This window comes from Nostoc sp. CALU 546 (assembly GCF_048836525.1).
In genome coordinates this window covers 1-16,764 of the sequence record NZ_JAWJTF010000151.1, presented here as the reverse complement: position 1 = coordinate 16,764, position 16,764 = coordinate 1, and the positions used below count along the sequence as shown (strand labels likewise).

General features: G+C 41.4%; 17 protein-coding genes and 1 pseudogene. 8 read left to right on the top strand and 10 right to left on the bottom strand.

Annotated elements, in window-relative coordinates:
• Positions 1 to 613 precede the first annotated feature (613 nt).
• The 5 genes from RRG12_RS39560 to RRG12_RS39540 all read left to right on the top strand — a co-directional run bounded on the left by RRG12_RS39560 (position 614) and on the right by RRG12_RS39540 (position 4,114).
• Positions 614 to 934: a 2Fe-2S iron-sulfur cluster-binding protein gene (locus tag RRG12_RS39560; RefSeq protein ID WP_069068216.1), complete on the top strand. Its 321-nt coding sequence runs from the start codon at positions 614 to 616 to the stop codon at positions 932 to 934.
• Between the two features lie 284 nt (positions 935 to 1,218).
• Positions 1,219 to 1,398 (top strand): hypothetical protein, encoded by a 180-nt coding sequence (locus RRG12_RS39555; protein ID WP_420762956.1) that lies wholly within the window; start codon positions 1,219 to 1,221, stop codon positions 1,396 to 1,398.
• A 94-nt stretch (positions 1,399 to 1,492) separates the two neighbouring features.
• Positions 1,493 to 2,551 carry a DUF3326 domain-containing protein gene (locus RRG12_RS39550; RefSeq protein WP_420762955.1) on the top strand — a complete coding sequence of 353 codons (1,059 nt, stop codon included), beginning with the start codon at positions 1,493 to 1,495 and terminating at the stop codon, positions 2,549 to 2,551.
• A gap of 99 nt (positions 2,552 to 2,650) precedes the next feature.
• A complete protein-coding gene (locus RRG12_RS39545; RefSeq protein WP_069068213.1) occupies positions 2,651 to 3,247 on the top strand; it encodes a CPBP family intramembrane glutamic endopeptidase in 597 nt (198 codons plus the stop codon).
• 246 nt (positions 3,248 to 3,493) lie between these two features.
• A complete protein-coding gene (locus RRG12_RS39540; protein ID WP_176726896.1) occupies positions 3,494 to 4,114 on the top strand; it encodes a CP12 domain-containing protein in 621 nt (206 codons plus the stop codon).
• Positions 4,115 to 4,208: 94 nt separating this feature from the next.
• Here RRG12_RS39540 and RRG12_RS39535 read toward each other — a convergent pair whose 3' ends face one another.
• The 5 genes from RRG12_RS39535 to RRG12_RS39515 all read right to left on the bottom strand — a co-directional run bounded on the left by RRG12_RS39535 (position 4,209) and on the right by RRG12_RS39515 (position 7,933).
• On the bottom strand, positions 4,209 to 5,324 hold the full coding sequence (locus tag RRG12_RS39535; RefSeq protein ID WP_069068212.1) for an LptF/LptG family permease: 1,116 nt from the start codon (positions 5,322 to 5,324) through the stop codon (positions 4,209 to 4,211).
• Between the two features lie 226 nt (positions 5,325 to 5,550).
• Positions 5,551 to 6,279, bottom strand: coding sequence for an LPS export ABC transporter ATP-binding protein (lptB, locus tag RRG12_RS39530; RefSeq protein WP_069068211.1), 729 nt, complete (start codon positions 6,277 to 6,279; stop codon positions 5,551 to 5,553).
• 30 nt (positions 6,280 to 6,309) lie between these two features.
• On the bottom strand, positions 6,310 to 6,807 hold the full coding sequence (locus RRG12_RS39525; protein WP_069068210.1) for an LptA/OstA family protein: 498 nt from the start codon (positions 6,805 to 6,807) through the stop codon (positions 6,310 to 6,312).
• A 371-nt stretch (positions 6,808 to 7,178) separates the two neighbouring features.
• Positions 7,179 to 7,571 carry a DUF309 domain-containing protein gene (locus RRG12_RS39520; RefSeq protein ID WP_069068209.1) on the bottom strand — a complete coding sequence of 131 codons (393 nt, stop codon included), beginning with the start codon at positions 7,569 to 7,571 and terminating at the stop codon, positions 7,179 to 7,181.
• Positions 7,568 to 7,933, bottom strand: a complete 366-nt coding sequence (locus tag RRG12_RS39515; RefSeq protein ID WP_069068208.1) for a ferredoxin thioredoxin reductase catalytic beta subunit — start codon at positions 7,931 to 7,933, stop codon at positions 7,568 to 7,570. The genes RRG12_RS39520 and RRG12_RS39515 overlap by 4 nt, the downstream gene beginning before the upstream one ends.
• A 430-nt stretch (positions 7,934 to 8,363) precedes the next feature.
• On the opposite strand from RRG12_RS39515, the gene RRG12_RS39510 reads away from it, so the two are divergent.
• Entirely contained in the window at positions 8,364 to 9,020 is a 657-nt protein-coding gene (locus RRG12_RS39510) for a PEP-CTERM sorting domain-containing protein (RefSeq protein WP_420762954.1), read from the top strand.
• 140 nt (positions 9,021 to 9,160) lie between these two features.
• Here the strand turns inward: RRG12_RS39510 and RRG12_RS39505 are convergent, their stop codons facing one another.
• The gene (locus RRG12_RS39505) at positions 9,161 to 10,324 is read right to left on the bottom strand and encodes a DUF58 domain-containing protein (protein ID WP_069068206.1); all 1,164 of its coding nucleotides are present in this window, start codon (positions 10,322 to 10,324) and stop codon (positions 9,161 to 9,163) included.
• A gap of 558 nt (positions 10,325 to 10,882) precedes the next feature.
• Here RRG12_RS39505 and RRG12_RS39500 point away from each other — a divergent pair.
• Entirely contained in the window at positions 10,883 to 11,392 is a 510-nt protein-coding gene (locus RRG12_RS39500; RefSeq protein ID WP_069068205.1) for a hypothetical protein, read from the top strand.
• Positions 11,393 to 11,872: 480 nt separating this feature from the next.
• Positions 11,873 to 12,652, top strand: coding sequence for a photosystem II S4 domain protein (locus tag RRG12_RS39495; protein ID WP_420762953.1), 780 nt, complete (start codon positions 11,873 to 11,875; stop codon positions 12,650 to 12,652).
• A 53-nt stretch (positions 12,653 to 12,705) separates the two neighbouring features.
• On the opposite strand, the gene RRG12_RS39490 is transcribed toward RRG12_RS39495, so the two are convergent.
• The 4 genes and pseudogenes from RRG12_RS39490 to RRG12_RS39475 all read right to left on the bottom strand — a co-directional run.
• The gene (locus tag RRG12_RS39490; protein WP_069068202.1) at positions 12,706 to 13,482 is read right to left on the bottom strand and encodes an SDR family NAD(P)-dependent oxidoreductase; all 777 of its coding nucleotides are present in this window, start codon (positions 13,480 to 13,482) and stop codon (positions 12,706 to 12,708) included.
• 305 nt (positions 13,483 to 13,787) lie between these two features.
• Entirely contained in the window at positions 13,788 to 14,729 is a 942-nt protein-coding gene (locus RRG12_RS39485) for a hypothetical protein (protein ID WP_420762952.1), read from the bottom strand.
• 378 nt (positions 14,730 to 15,107) lie between these two features.
• Positions 15,108 to 15,665 carry a hypothetical protein gene (locus RRG12_RS39480; protein WP_069068200.1) on the bottom strand — a complete coding sequence of 186 codons (558 nt, stop codon included), beginning with the start codon at positions 15,663 to 15,665 and terminating at the stop codon, positions 15,108 to 15,110.
• Positions 15,666 to 16,619: 954 nt separating this feature from the next.
• Positions 16,620 to 16,764, bottom strand: a pseudogene (locus tag RRG12_RS39475) (polysaccharide deacetylase family protein); the annotation flags it as partial.

The following is a 16,764-nucleotide window of genomic DNA, read 5'->3' as shown; positions in this document are numbered from 1 at the left end:
CCCTGAACCTTGGCCTTCCTTGACTCCACAACTCCATGTCTCTCAAATCACCCTCTCTACTGCCTGATTTTTAAATACCTACCCTTGAAAGAGGGTTAGGGTGGGGTAAAATGCCTGTGGAATAAGGGTTTAACACCAATGAGCATTGCTATGCCCCTACAAATAGTCTGTATTCCATATTGCTTTAACTTTAAGCCTTAATGTTGTAACTTTAAGGCTTTATGTTCTTGCTTTAAGGCTTAATGTTGTAACCTGAAGGCTTAATGTTATAACCTTAAGGCTTTATGTTCTAGCTCTAAGGCTTTATGCTGTAACCTTAAGAGTCAACATTGTAATATTGATGACCAAAGTTGGTTGGTGGTTGATTTACAGCGATCGCAAGAAACGCGATGCCTACGGCGGGCTACGTCTACGCGAATATTTTATAGTAAGCAAATTTAACTAATTTATTTGTGTATTATATTGTAAATAATGTTACAAACATACAAAATATTCAGAATTAGCTGCTATGATTATCAATCTTTTACCTAAATTTTTGTGGTAACATCTGGATATTTTTAACTAATTCAGATAAACTGATAAATTTGTCCGTTGCATCACGCTTCTTTTGTATATGCCCAAAACTTACACCGTAGAAATTGATCACCAAGGCAAAATTCATACCTTGCAAGTTCCTGAAAATGAAACGATCTTATCAGTTGCCGAAGCTGCTGGTTTGGAACTGCCGAGTTCTTGCAATGCAGGTGTTTGCACAACTTGCGCCGGTCAAATAAGCGAGGGAACTGTAGATCAAGCTGATGGTATGGGCGTTAGTCCAGATTTGCAAAAGCAAGGTTACGTATTGCTTTGTGTTGCCAAACCCCTTTCTGATTTGAAAATTCAGACCGAAAAGGAAGATGTACTTTATCAGTTACAATTTGGCAAAGGCAAATAATCAGAGAACAGTTATCATGATGATGTTTGTAAAGCCCTGGCGACTAGAAGTCGCGGCTACACAGACAAAACCTGCCTCCGCAGGTTAAAAACCCTTAATTTTTTCTTAGTCCACGGAGGTGGCCTACCCTGCGGTAACGCCAAGGGCGAATGTTTGTGTAGTAGCAAATTCTATTCGCCCAATACTTTTAAAACATCCTCTAAGTACTTTATAAATAACATAAGGATTTTATAGCAACTGATATCAGTTATTCTAGAAACTACAAATCAACAGGATTTACCAAAATGACGACTCATTTTATTACCGCAGAAATTGATTTACAAGAAACTCCCGCAGAATTACTAGAAGTCATTGAAACAGAGTTAAAAAAACAAGGCGAACCTCTGCGTTGGGCAGTTACTTCTGTAGATGCTGACAAACAAAAAGCTACAGTTGAAGCTGTGGTGACTACAGTCAATAGTTAGGAGTTAGAAGTTAGGAGTTAAGAGTTAGGAGTTAGTATTTGATGGCTTGTTATTCATAAACTCATAACTCATAACTCAGCACTCATAACTTAAGATGAATCGTCCATACACCGCTATCTTAATCGTACCAACAGGCGTTGGGGCTGCCATTGGGGGTTATGCAGGAGATGCTTTACCTGTTGCCAAACTTATAGCACAGGTTTGCGATCGCCTAATTACTCACCCCAATGTCCTGAATGGCGCAAGTTTGTATTGGAATCTGCCAAATGCTTTCTATGTTGAAGGTTATGGACTTGACAAATTTGCCTCTGGATGCTGGGGTTTGCGTCCAGTCCGCAACAACAAAGTAGGTTTGCTTTTAGACCAAGCCATTGAGCCAGAGTTACGGCTAAGACATATACAAGCAGCGGATGCAGTTAGAGCAACTCTAGGATTGACCTTAACAGATTATGTAATTACTGATGCACCATTAAATGTAGAACTACGGACTACAGCATCGGGAGCGAGTTGGGGAACGATTGGCAACCCAGATAGCTTGTTAAGGGCAGCTGAGATATTAATAAAAAAAGCGGGGGCAGAAGCGATCGCAGTTGTTGCTCGTTTCCCTGATGATATGGATGAGGAAGCAGTACAAAAATACCGCCAGGGTGAAGGTGTTGATTCCTTAGCGGGTGCAGAAGCCGTAATTAGCCATTTGCTAGTGCGAACCTTTCAAATTCCTTGCGCCCATTCTCCCGCCCTTTTGAGCGAACCTCCACAACCTAATTTATCTCCCCGTTCCGCCGCCGAAGAATTGGGCTATACTTTTTTGCCGTGCGTCCTTGTAGGATTAAGTCGTGCCCCACAATTTATAGTAGACAGAGGAACAATAGCATCACAGCAAGGAGATATTTGGGCAGATGAAGTAGATGCTGCGATCGCACCTGCAAATGCTTGTGGTAGCAGTGCCTTACTGAGTTTAAGCCAAAGACAATGCCAAATAATTACAGTAGAAGAAAATAAAACTCTGATAAAAGTTCCTGCCCAACCTTTGGGGATCAAATCTATACAGGTAAACTCATATTTAGAAGCAGTAGGTGTATTGGTAGCACACAAAGCAGGTATCAATCCTTCCGCTCTCCGTCCCAAATTATTACCTTTGCAGCCAATTTAGTCATTAGTCATTTGTCATTTGTCATTTGTCATTAGTTATTCTCCCTTTACCCCAATGCCCAATGCCCAATGCCCAATGCCCCTTAAAAATTAAAAACCCGTGGTTGAACAACAAAAGCAAGAGCCAGAAATTCCATACCTGACACGCATACAAGTACTTGGAGCGATGGGAGCGACTGCAATCATTTTGTTGATAGTCGCCAAACTTTCGTTATACTTTGGCAACTTTTCCCTATTTTCTTGGGATTTGAACCAAAGAGAGTTGCTTTTAGGTGTAGGATTGGGATTCCTCATCACCGCGTTAAGTGGCTTAACTTATCGCCTTTGGACTGCCTATCGTAAAAGTGCAGATTATTACCTAGAAGTGGTACTAAAACCTTTAGCTTTACCAGACTTAATTTGGCTGGGGTTGCTACCAGGGCTGAGTGAAGAATTATTATTTAGAGGTGTGATGCTGCCAGCTTTAGGCTCTGATTTTACAGCTGTAATTGTATCCAGTCTTTGCTTTGGCATCTTACATCTTAGCGGTTCCCAACAATGGCCCTATGTAATTTGGGCAACGATTGTCGGGATGATATTAGCATATAGCGCTCTGCTCACAGGCAACTTATTAGTGCCGATTGTCGCTCACATTATTACTAATTGGACTTCTAGCTATTTCTGGAAAATGTGGCAATTGTCGGCAATCAAAAAATAAATGGCTCTAAATATAGCGCTTTCAAAGACTGCTGTACCCTCTTCAATTAGGAATTAGGAATTAGGAATTACGAATTAGTAATTATTTGGTCACATTGGATAACATCAGAAGTTGACAACTGGTCTAACTTATTGTTGTAGCTGGCAACTTTTTTACTTTCTAGTTAGCAAACTGTGCGCTGCAATGCTTCGATACGTCCATGAGGGCGCTGTGCTGCACCGGACTATTAACCAGGAGACTACAGCAATGATGAAAGCTGAAGATATCATGACCAAAGAGGTAGTTACCATTCGCGGTTCGGCAACTGTTGCTGAAGCGGTGGGGCTGATGAAAGATAAAGGATTGCGGGCGCTAGTTGTGGATCGCCGTTATGACAATGATGCTTATGGTATTGTCACAGAAACAGATATTGTCTATAAGATAACAGCCTACGGTAAAGACCCAAAGCAAGTACGGGTTTATGAAATTATGAGCAAGCCCTGCATTGTGGTCAATCCTGATTTGGGTGTGGAATATGTAGCGCGGTTATTTGCTAACACTGGTATTCATCGAGCGCCTGTGATTCAAGGCAAGCTGCTGGGCATCATTTCGATTACCGACATTTTGACTAAAAGCGACTTTGTGGAAGCGCCAAGAGGGTTACTGCTGGAAGAGAGAATTAAAAAAGCAATTGATCAGGCTCGTGCTATTTGCACCGAACAAGGTGCTTATTCTAAACCCTGTGCAGTCGCCTGGGATGAAGTAGAAGAACTCCAAGCAGAAGCAGCTCATCAAAAATCTGAGGGTATGGTATCAGCCAAAGTCTCTTTTGAAGAATACTGCAAGGAAAATCCAGATGCGCCCGAATGCCGAAATTATTACCCGTAATTGAGGTGGGGGGCAGGGGAGCAGGGGGGCAGGTGAGCAGAGGGTAAGTTGCAGTAAGTCTTTCCCCTGTGCCCAATGCCCTATGCCCCTCAATTTACCGTTTCGCAACTCGCATCAATAAGAATAGACCTATTCCCAAAAAAGCAAAGTTGGGCAACCAAGCTCCCATAAAGGGAGAGAGGACACCTGCTTGTGCCATTGCACCACTAATAAAGAAAATTAAGTAGTACGAAAAAATTACTACGACACTAATCCCAAAGCTGGTACCTCTTCCAGTCCGCTGGGGTATACTTCCCATCGCTGCACCTACCAAGCCAAAAACTACACAGACAAAGGGTAAAGAGATTTTTTGTTGAATCCGCACTTGTAGTTTACGAATTTTTTGGCGATCGCCACCAAGATATTCTACTTCTAGTTGATCTAATGCTTCAGAAATATTCATTTCACCATAGTCTCGGCTTTTTTCTGCCAGACTTAATGGCGTGCGCGGTAGTTGCAGTTGTTGCTGTTCAAATCTAACAATGTTGCGATAAGAGCGATCGGCAGCGACAAAATAGATCGTGCCGTTGTAAAAATCCCAAACACTTTGAGAAGGATTCCACTGGGCGGATTCAGATACCAAAATTTGATTCAGACCTTTTGTTGAGCGATCTATAATCGTCAAACCTGTCATCCGCTTACCATCAAACTGGTCGGCGTAAAACAAGCGTGTCAATATCCTACTCCTAGAACCATCTGGCTGAACAACATCCTGATATTCAGGATAGAAAATATTTTGCTGTTTAAAAGTTGGTTTGTCTGATTTCAGGGCTTTCTCTAAAGTCGTTGCTGCTTGATAATTTGCTGCTGGTGCAATTTGTTCGTTAAATACAAATGTCATTCCTGTAACCACAAGACTTAACATCACAGCAGTTAGCACCATGCGATAGACGCTGACTCCACAACCACGCAGGGCAATTAGTTCGCTCTCGCTAGAAAGACGACTGTAGGTCATCAAAGTAGCCAGCAGCGTAGACATGGGAAAAGCTAAAACGATAAAGTTGGGAAACTTTAACAAAAAAACTTGAATAGCAATATCTATGGGTAGCCCAGATTCTACAATTTTTCTGACCAGATCAAATACAGCATCAATAGTGACGCCAATTGATGAAAAAGCTCCGACACCAAAGAAAAACGGCGCTAACAATTCGCTGGCAAGATAGCGATCCATGATCGTGAAAGGCAGCAGCGAATGGAGACTGTAAAAAGACGTGAACTTCTTTGATATCATAAGCCGATTTAACAGTTAAATATTGGCAACCCTGGTGAAGCAAAGCATATCTACTGTATTTAGTATCAGAATTTAATTTTAAATAGCAAAAGATTAACTAATAAATTCATGTTTAAGAATAAAAATCAAAATATCCTTTGAAATTATTAACTAAATAATTATGAATTTAGACTTGAAAATTATCCCCTAAATAATATTGCCGCACGAGGGGGTTGCCGTAGAGTTCGTCAGCACCACCAAAAGCGAGGATTTGTCCCTCACGCATGATGTAGGCGCGATCGGTTATGGCCAGGGTTTCGCGGACATTATGATCTGTAATTAAGATTCCCATACCGCGATCGCGCAATTGTGCCACAATTTGCTGAATTTCTGAAACTGCGATCGGATCAACTCCCGCAAATGGTTCATCCAAAAGCAAAAATTTTGGCCCTTCTTGCCCCGCCGCTAAAGACCTTGCTAATTCCGTCCGCCGTCGCTCACCACCAGAAAGTTGAATTCCTTTGCTATTAGCTAATTTTTCCAACCGAAACTCCCGCAGTAAAGTTGTCAGTCGTCTTGACCACTCCCATCGTGGCACATTCGTTTGCTCTAGCACCAACAGAATATTATCCTGTACCGAGAGTTGGCGAAAAACACTTGGTTCTTGTGCTAAATAACCAATACCCAATCGTGCCCTTTTATGCATTGGCATTCCCGTAACATCCAGATTACCTAGCCAGACTTTTCCTTGATTAGGTTTTTCTAGACCTGTCGCAATGTAAAAGGTCGTTGTTTTACCAGCCCCATTAGGGCCTAGCAAACCAACGATTTCGCCCTGAGCAACAGAAAGGTTTACACGATTGACAATTACTCGCTTACCGTAAGATTTGTGAATATTCTCTAAAACAATTTTCACGCTGGAGGCACCCTTTCTTGGTGGTAAATGCTAATTAGAAGGCTTGAATGCCGGTGTCTGTGGGGCAGGTGCCGCAGTTTGTCCATTATTCTCTGATTCCTGAATCATGTAGATGGACTCTACCTGACGGTTGGATTGAGGGAGAGCGACAAATCGGCCTTCATCAATTAAATAGGTTACCTTCTCTGCCCGAATACTGTTACCACCCTGTTGCAAAATATAGACGTTGCCAGTGAAATCAATTCGGCGTTCTTTACTAAAGTACTGTGCTTGGGCAGATGTTGCTTGAAGTTGGCGAGAAGGATACAACATTTGCACATTACCGCGAGCGGTGATTACTTGGTTTTTGGCGTCATATTCTTGCACATCAGCACGGATAGTCAAAGGGCGATTTGCTTCAGATGTTTGTGCAGTAGCGGTTTGCAGTTGGGTAGGGAATGTAAAAGCGCCCAAGAGTGCAGCTGGCAGCATTAAAGCTAATCCAAAGCGACGCATTTGTGATATGGGCAATTGATAGCAGGGCATCATAGGAGTTTGGGATTCAGGATTGCAGCTTGTATTCTAATTATCTCAAGTACTTTATCCAGATATGAAATATACAATCTGGAGTGATTTACGATAACTACTGGCTGAAATAGTGACGCTACCCCCAACCTCAAGGTTTCAGGTAATTGGTATCTGATTGAAGGAGGCAGGAGGCAGGAGGCAGGATAGCGCAGCGGTAGCTCATCCTGGAACGTCGGGCAGTTTTCCTCTACTCTTGACTGCCCGACGCTCGCGGACTCGCTAACGCTGCGCTATCTGCCTCCAACATCCTCGGTAAAAATGATGTAGGCAGAATTACATGAATTCTGCCTAGCAAGGATTTGGGGCAACGCATAACTAATTTCACCACAAGTCTAATCAGTAGTCAGCACAATTTTAGGTAAAGATAAGATTTGATCTTTTCCCAAATCGCCAGATGTAATCTTATCTGGCCCTATTTGTTGTAATGTCGTCAACAATGCTGCGCTCTGACTCAATAGTTCATCTACATCAACGCCACCGTAACTAGATGGGTAACGCCGTAGGCGATTGCCGCCTTCTCCCAATAGAATAACTGCACCTCGCCAGTTCCGATTCTCCAAATGATATAGGGCTACAGAAATTTGGAGAATACCTTGATAAAAAGTTTTTTCTGGTTCGCTGGCTTCAATCCACAAAGCTTCTAAAGTGTCATGACAAGCGTAGAACTGACCAGAATTAAATTGTTCTACGCCTTGCCAAAACTCTTGGGGGATGATTTCGCTCATCCCATACTGTCTCGGACTTCTTTAATTGTTTCGAGAGAGATGTCTTGTTTGTCTCCAGCAAACTCGTTGTCTGAGGTGAGGAACAACATACAATGGCACTCTTTGCGTTCTCTCATTGGCACACAAGGACAGTTCCAATACGTGGCATGGACTTCAGCTTCTTTATCTTCATAATGGCGACAGGGACATAAAGGCGCACCTAGTTCGTCTTTATGTTTAGCTAGTCCTTCAATCACAACTGCGGTAACAGAAGGTTCAGAACAGAAGTATGTTCCAGTCCGCTTGGCGTATTGTTCGGAAAAATGCCGCATTGCCTCTAGGCTTTTATCGCTGGATTTTGTGTTATGTTCTGATGTGATCATGTCGCTCATAATTTAAATATTTCTTTGCATTGTACCTCAGCCTCATGTGAGGATTACTGGGTGGATTTCCCCAACCTTGCTGGTTCAAAGGCTGATATGTCCGGTGGGCTGGGATCAGATAAAATCTAGGAAATCACAACTTCTAAGCTAATCAAAATTCAAATTACATCTTGAGGCAGAATTTAAAAGTCAAGAGGTTAATTTATTCTCACCCAAAAACGATGCTGTGACGCATCTAAGGGTAGATACGGAATGCGCCCCTTTCCCAAGTTTTTGTATTATTTACTTGATTTATCCATTGTACTGAGTTTTATTTATCATAACTTTATAATATTTTATCAAAAAAATAATTAAAAGAACTTGTCTATTTTGCTACCTAGTGTAAACTTTGATGTGTTTCATAAAACAAAAGTTACAACTTCTACTATTTATGACCACTTCAATCGTTGCGAAAAAGTTATCGACTGCTGCGATCGGAGCAACAATCATTGTTTTGGGAATAGGAGCAGTAGCACAAGCAGCTGTTTTAACATTTGATGATATAGCGCCTATTTCAGGTTTCACTCTAATTCCTAACGACTACGGTGGATTTAATTGGGATAATTTTTACTACACGAATGGCTCGAATGCTATCTCACGTACAGGCTATGACAATGGCAGAGTGTCAGGAGACTACGTTGCTTTCAACGGGTTTGGAAACCCGGCCTTAGTCAGTGATGATGTTTTTGACTTCAACAGTGCCTATTTAACAGCTGCTTGGAATGATGGTCTTTCGGTTACTGTAGAAGGTTTAAATAGCGGTGTAACCCTGTATTCAAAAACTGTGGTTGTAGATACGACACAGCCAACTTTAGTTAATTTTGATTATTTTGGTGTTGATGAATTAAGGTTTACGTCCTTTGGTGGAGTTGAGCCAGATTATCTTGTAGAGACGGGTGGTAGTGGGACACAGTTTGCGCTAGATAACTTTACCTTTAATGAAAAAGCTACATCTGTTCCCGAACCTAGATTGCTACCAGCACTATTGGCAATCGGGGCTTTAAATGCTGGTTTGGTATTAAGACGTAAACAGTTAAAGCAAAGTTAACTTAAACTTTGCCAGAATGCCTAGAAGTCGTGGCTATACGAACAAAACCCACCTCCGTGGGCTAAAAGCTTTACAGATTGTAAAGGTAGGCTTTGTTCGTATAGCCCTTCTAGAGTGTAGTTTTTTGGTGAAGGTATCGATCAATACGAATGTAATGTTTTTTGTAGCTGGGGTTGCAGAGGGCGATCGCTTTCCAAAACTATACCAGGATGCTCCCAATTGATTACTTCTTGTTCTGGTGGTGAGGAAATATTTGGCCACAAAACCCAGCGGCTACCTTGAGGAAGAGTAGAGAGACTCAGGGGGTTTTGAGTCAGCCAAATCAAGGAGCAGCTTTTAGGAACTACTGAACTAGCATCTTCTAGGGCGGTTGTTGCTGCTAAGGTTTCTAGTACAAAGCGATCGCCTTTTATTAAATTTGTGGATGCTGTCCATAGTTGCACCTGTAATTGCTGTCGCTGTGCATAAAAATACAGTGATGCTGCGGCAATTACTGCTTGTTCAAAGTTTTCTTCTTCCCAATTGCTAGCGCTGTCAAGGGCAATAACTATTTCTTGTCCACCTGTCACCATTTCTAACTCCCGCACCCTTAATTCCCCATAGCGGGCGCTAGTCCGCCAGTGAATCAGACGAGTCGGATCTCCAACGCGGTAAGGACGGAGCGATCGCACCAGCCCCGTTGTTGCTGTCTGCAAGGGTCTGCCACGAGGATCGCCCCTTTTGCTCTCTTCTTGCCCCATTTCATCCACTAAGGGACAGGTAGCTAAGGGTAACACTGTCGGATAGACGATCGCTGTGGCTGCACAATCACGTTGACGGCGACACCAGAACAATCCTAAAGGCGCACCAGAACCCAGTTCGACTGTGTGCCAGCGATAAACGCCCCGGCGCTGGGTAGGGTGGTAATATACCCAACGGTAACTGCCTTGACTAGGAATTGTTTCTATCGCCTTTTGTACTGGTTTCCCTAAAACGAAAGGCAGCATATCCTCGACTTGCAACAAAGTTACAGGCTGCTGTGTCTGATTGCGGATTTCTAACTCGACAGTCAGATCATCGCCTGCTGAAACAGGTTGCATAGGACGGCGGGTGATGGATAGACCTGTGAGCGATCGCGGCGGTAAAATGGCTGCTACACCCAAAAGGGCAAAACTGATGCCGCTAATGGCGTACAGCCAACCAGCCATTGTATTTACACCTGCCCCAAAAAAACAAATCGCCGTTGCTGCTAGTACCCAACCGCCGTATGCAGGGGCACTGGCGCGGGTTTCTAACCAATTGGTGATGGGTTTGATGATTTTCATGTTTCTTTTTTAACCCAACGCCACTCGTAATTCACAGTATTTCAGGGGGTTGCTAAAAAATCCATAATAGTCATTTGTCATTTGTCATTGGTCATTGGTCATTAGTTAGGACTAAGAAAAGCTCAAAGGCTTGTGTAGCCTAATTATCACCTCGTTCCCAGCCTTAATACCTACGGTGTACAAGTCCTTCTCACTACCAGTCCTCGAATTACCCCACCCTAACCCTCCCCGATGCATTGGGGAGGGAACTAGATTTTCTATTTCCCCCCTTGGCAAGGGGGGATTAAGGGGGGTAATTCGACTCGTGTGTACACCGTAGGTATTAAGACTGGGAATGTCTTCTGAAAGGGCTGCTGCCTATCGTCAACAAAGAGAAGGCAGGGCCGTTTCCCAGGCTCCAGGCTAGGAAGCATTGAGAGCAAAGGCTGTGTCGTGTCTTAACCTAGTGCCATTTGACCAATGACCAATGACAAATGACTCCGCACAGCAGTTTGATTCGACCAGGACTGATACGCTGTTAATTAAGGCAAAACTTCTATTAGACAAATTGTAAAATCAATGAATTACCTTGTTGCCGTATTACCAGACCGCATTCAAGCCGAAGCTGCTTACTTAGCTTTAGAAAAAGAAGGCATAAACAGTACCATCCTGGGGAGGGGATATAAAACGGCTGACGAGTTTGGCTTAATTGACCCCAAAGACCAAGCTAAAAAGCAAGCAAAACTGATGGCAACCTGGCTGATACCGTTTGGCTTTTTTGCAGGTTTTACATTCAGCCTCATCACTGGTTTAGAGACTTTTGCCTGGGCGGGTGAAGTTGGCAATCACATCGTTGGCGGACTGCTAGGTGCTGCTAGTGGTGCTATGGGTGGTGTACTTGTGGGTGGTGGAGTCGGTTTACTAATAGGGAGTGGTGATGCTTTACCCTATCGCAACCGCTTAGATGCGGGTAAATACTTAGTTGCCGTTCAAGGTTCTGAAACTCTCACTCGGCAAGCAACCCGAATATTACGACAATTTGATCCAGAAAATATCCAAGGTTATGCTGACACCAATACTGTGTATTGAATGAATCATAGTTCACACATTCCGACACAGCGACTTGAGTTGCTTTCCTGTTCTTTGGAGGTGGTTCAAGTCGCTGTAATCAAAAACAAATTCCAATAGGAAGTGCTATCAGCTGATGCCAGCAGGGATTTGCTTTTGAAGCAGTAGAAACACTGGTCAATTTTGCCTTTACTCACCCAAAACTCAAAAGAACGATCGCACTGCCTCAATTTGCATTCTGGAAAAATTCGGAATGCAACAAATTCGTAGAGATAAAAATCTGCTGAAATGGGAATTAAAGTTAAAATCAAGATATAGGACTCATATTTGATTTCTGAAAAAACTCAGTACAACTAAGAAGCCTTATTCCCTATTCCCTATTTGCCTATTGCCTATTGCCTATTCCCTATTGCCTGTCTACGCAAATTCGTTCAGAAATCAAAGCGGATTCCTATTGTTATAGCAGATTAATTCTCAATTCATAACTCATAATTTTTAAGAATGTTGCCACGAGAAGAACTTTTAAAAGGTGTTGAAAATCGAGATAGTGTAGCTAGGGTAATCGACCAAGCAGAGCAAGCCATCAAAACTTGGGAAGTGGTTTTGACTGATTTTCTCTCTCCTCCAGAATTGGCGGAAATTCAACGGGTGTTTAACCGATTAACAGAAGTGCAATTGACGGCGTGGGGTGGATATCCGCAAGCTGAACGTCAAAGAATAGCGATCGCTCGTTCGGAACTTCCCTTAGATCAATCTCAAGTCAGCCTTGTCGCTGTGGAAATTGCTGGTAATTTCCTGTTTGATACCGCCTCTCATCGCGACTTTTTAGGCGCAATGTTGGGAACAGGAATTGTTCGTGAAAAGACGGGAGATGTTATTGTCTTAGGAGAACGAGGGGCCCAGGCGATTGTCGCACCAGAATTAGTGGAATTTTTGGAAATGAGTCTTAAACAGGTGCGATCGGTTCCTGTGAAAACTCAGCAGATTGAGGTAACTGAACTAAGGGTTCGGGAACCAAAGAAAAAAGAATTAACTACTGTGGAAGCTTCTTTGCGATTAGATGCGATCGCATCTGCTGGCTTTGGCATGTCCCGCAGCAAAATGGTTGATTTCATTGATGCCGGTGATGTCCGCGTCAATTGGAAGGAAGTTACCCAAGCTAGTTCTCAAGTTAAATCAGGCGACTTAATCGCCATTCGCTCTAAAGGACGTTTAGAAGTTGGCGAAATAGCCGTTACAAAAAAAGACCGTTACCGAGTTCAATTAACAAGGTATGTGTAATCAGTGAAGAGTGAGAAGTTAGGAGTTAAAACTCCTAACTCATAAAAATATACTTAGGCTTTAAAGCGTTTTGCTAACATATTCAGCAGAAGTTTCCGCGGTACGAGTCGAGATAATTTGCTTCTAATTTGAGTGTTAGTATCAGAACTAATAACAGTTGGATAGCCTTTTTCCAAAGCCTCTAAAGATTCCCAAACCACTTTTTGAGAAGAATACATTTTATCTGTAGTGCTTGCTAGCGCTGGAGGAAAATTAGCTTCTGCAAAAAAGTTTGTTTCTATTGGCCCTGGACAAGTTACTAAAATATGTACACCATATTGACGATTTTCTGCCCATAGCGCTTCACTAAAGCTGAGAATAAAAGCTTTACTGGCAGCATAAACAGAAAGGTATGGTATTGGTTGAAAAGCCGTAATTGAGGACACGTTAATAATACTTCCAGAGCGACGTTGCCGCATCAAAGGGAGAAATTTATGGGTTAAATCTACCAACGCTAAAATGTTTAACTGTACAATTTTGACTTGTTTTTCTCCATCACCTTCAGCAAAGTCGCCATAGTAACCAAAACCAGCATTATTGATTAACAAATCAATGGTTAAGCCTTTTACTTTTGTGGCATCAAACACACTAGCAGCTGCATTGGGTTCGGTGAGGTCTTTTACTATAACGTCTACTTGAATTTTGTGTTGTTCTCGTAATTCTGTAGCTAATTGGCTTAGTTTCTTTTCGGAACGAGCAACAAGTACAAGATTTGTATTGCGTGCGGCTAGTTCTTGAGCAAAGGCTTTACCAATACCACTAGAGGCACCAGTAATTAAAGCAGTTGGCATTCTACATATTCAGATAGTTTTTAAGCACCATTAAAATTTTAACTATGGTGGCTATAAGTTTTAACTACCCAAAGTGATATACCCAAAAGAGTAAAAGCGCTACCTACTAATAAAGCCTAAGTGGAGAAAGCCCCCACTCAAAACTTCTCTTTTCCTAATACCAATTCTCTGTAAAGCTGTACATTATTTTTCCCCAGACCAAAAGAGAGATTGTTGGATTTTTATCCAAAAACTATTGCCTCCCAACCTCTCCAAGGCATCGGGGAGATGCCTTGGAGAGGTTGGGTTATTTCTATGAGTGTTCATCAAGAATTGGTATAATAATCAACATTCGGAAGCGATGTGAATTCTCCAACTACACCGATATGGGAGATTCTTAAGTCTTCTTCATCTGTATATTGAATAGACGAGTCAATTTTTTCTGGTAATTCTCTGTATTTGCACGACCACTCAAATACAAATCTAGAGTCCAAGTGCTTAAGGTTAGAAAATATCTGCTTCCATTGGCTTCGTCTAATTCGATTTCCCCACCTTGATTGTAACTCTCTTGAGTAAGCTTCTTGTTGATAAACAAAGAAATCAAATGGCCTTTCTTTTAAATTTTTATGATCAAGTAAATGAATGAGATGAAACATAAAGCCATCTTCAGAGAGGCTACTTACAAGATTTTCTAAAAGTGGCACAACATCATCAACTGGTACATGCTCCAACACAGATTTGGAAAAGATGAAATCTATTTTTCCTTTACTAGGTAGTTTTTGAGATAAATCAATTGGAGCAACGTATTCTATACCCAAGTCTTGTAAGACTTCTACGGTTAAATTTTTTAATGAAAGTAGTTTCTTTAAACGCAAGTAGATAATCTCACGATCTTCAAATGTAGATAGACTATCTAAGATACTCCAATCTACAGACTTACACACGGCTTTAAAAATATTTTCTGGTTGTAATAATGGGTAAACATCGGTTGCATAAACCTTTTTGGCTCCAAGAAGGTAAAAGACTAACGAATGAGTCAGCAACCATCCACTTCCAATTTCAAGACAAATTTTATCACGTAATACATATTTATCTTTACCAGACTGAAGTAGATAGATAGCAACTTCATTGGCACAAATATCAAGCCTTTTGCCCTCAACAGCTAGCTTACTTGAATGCATTTTATTATATAAAGCTTGATATAGTTCAGATGATCTAATCACCGATTTGGTTCGTTCATCAAGAAGATTCTTTACTAGATTTTTCATTTTGCACACCTCTATTGCTTAACTTATTGGGAATTGAACACGACACTATGAAGTGTAGCAGTTAGATGTGTTCTTGTATAAGAGAAGCACTTAGTACTTATTACTTTTTATACAAAATAGGCTAAGGTAATTCATAATTATCAATCAGTTTTATACTATTTCTGTTTGAAGATGCGTCTATAAAACTGATACAAAACTACAGACTGTAGCGACAATTTATGTAGACGCATACTCCTATGTCGAAGCAAGCTACGCAAAGCGTCTGTCTACGACACGCTACGCGAACGTAGAGAAGCGGCTACTCTTACGAGAACCCTTTGCTTTGCTTTCAGCGAACAATTTTTATCATAGTGATTCAAATTTATTTGAAATTGCTAATTACCATTTTTCAGACCAATAAATAATTTCTGAAGCAGAACTATTAATAGCAACGCCGTAGCTATCTCCATGATTCCACTTGAAACCAGGTCTACCTTTGTCCTCTGTATTTAATACCAGTATTTCATAATTAGCTGGAAAAGATTCCGCAGGAGAATCACTGGTGTAGAAGAAAGTTGTCGGCACACCGTTAGGCTGGTTTATGTGGTCGTTTGTGTTTCCACCCTTATATTTGTGCTTTGCACTACTTCTGTATTGTGAAAGTAATTTTTCTATCTTTTGTGGTGGCTCTTTCAGCCTAATTTGAAAAAAACTACTTCCTTGCAAAGATTTGGGAGAATAAGCAATGCGAAAGTCTTTTGTATCAGAGGAAATGTCATGAGGAAAATGTTTTACTTGGTCATTATCAGACCATAGTTGATTCCGAATTTCTTTGTAGCGTGATGTATCAGTTATTATTTTAGGTTCGCTAGTATTGCTAAAACTTGTTCTCAGAAAAAAGCTTCCCCCGACAATACTAAGACTAGCAAGGGCTAATAGAAATTGCGATCGCTTCATCAAGTTGGGTGTGTCTAACTTTTATAGTCATATACCCAACTAATAAACTAAATTCGTACTATTGCGGATATCCGATCAGAGATATTAACAGAAACTTTGTGTATTTAGAGGAAAATCAGGATAATTGTAAAATTACTGTGAAGTCGGTCAATGATTACCTAGTCAAAAACCGTAGGTGATCCTCATTGAGGCTAGTACCGCAAGGCGGAATTAAAAATTAAAAATTAAGAGGATGTTTGAAAAGTCCTCTTGTCGGTATCAAAAGTTTTAGATCCCCCTAAATCCCCCGATAAATTGGGGGACTTTGACTCCGGTTCCCCCTTTTTTAAGGGGAGCCAGCGCGGTCTTGGGGTCTCCCCAAGTGGAGCGACTGGCGTGGGTTAGGGGGGATCTAAAGTGCCTAAAATCACAGCGAAACACTTTTCAAACAACCTCTAAGACAGCGTAAGGGTTTTGTTGATTGGGAATGGGTGGTTTATTTCCGCCGTGCTGTACTAGTACTAGCGTTGTAGCTAACGAAATCAATTCCACAGCTATCCATTTTTTTCAATTCTTCCTGATGCAGCAAGAACTAAGGCGGATATATAAATAGTAGATGCACCTTAATTAAATCACAGCCTTCAGCTTTTAGTTGGGGGCTTTTTTTTATTGCTGATATTTTTTATTCGGGAAAAATAAATTTTGTTAAAAGTCTAATTTGCCCGGATATGGCAATAGCTAAAGTGGATTACTAAATAGTAGATGCACCTTAATTAAATCATAGCCCTCAGCTTTTAGTTGAAGGCTTTTTTATTGCTGATATTTTTAATAAGTAAGAAAATATAGGACTCATATTTGATTTGGTGAAAAAACTCAGTACAACTAAGAAGCCCTCTTTCCTGTTGCCTGTTGCCTGTTGCCTATTGCCTGTCTACGCAAATTCGTTCAGAAATCAAAGCGGATTCCTATAGTACTTTAGTTAGCCTTGACTTGCTGCCATAGAGTATCAACAGTCACAAACTCATAACCTTGTTGTAGCAGTTGCGGAATGAGAATTTGAATTGTCGCAGCAACATCTTGTCCACCGCAAGCACCATCATGCAAGACAATCATTGAACCA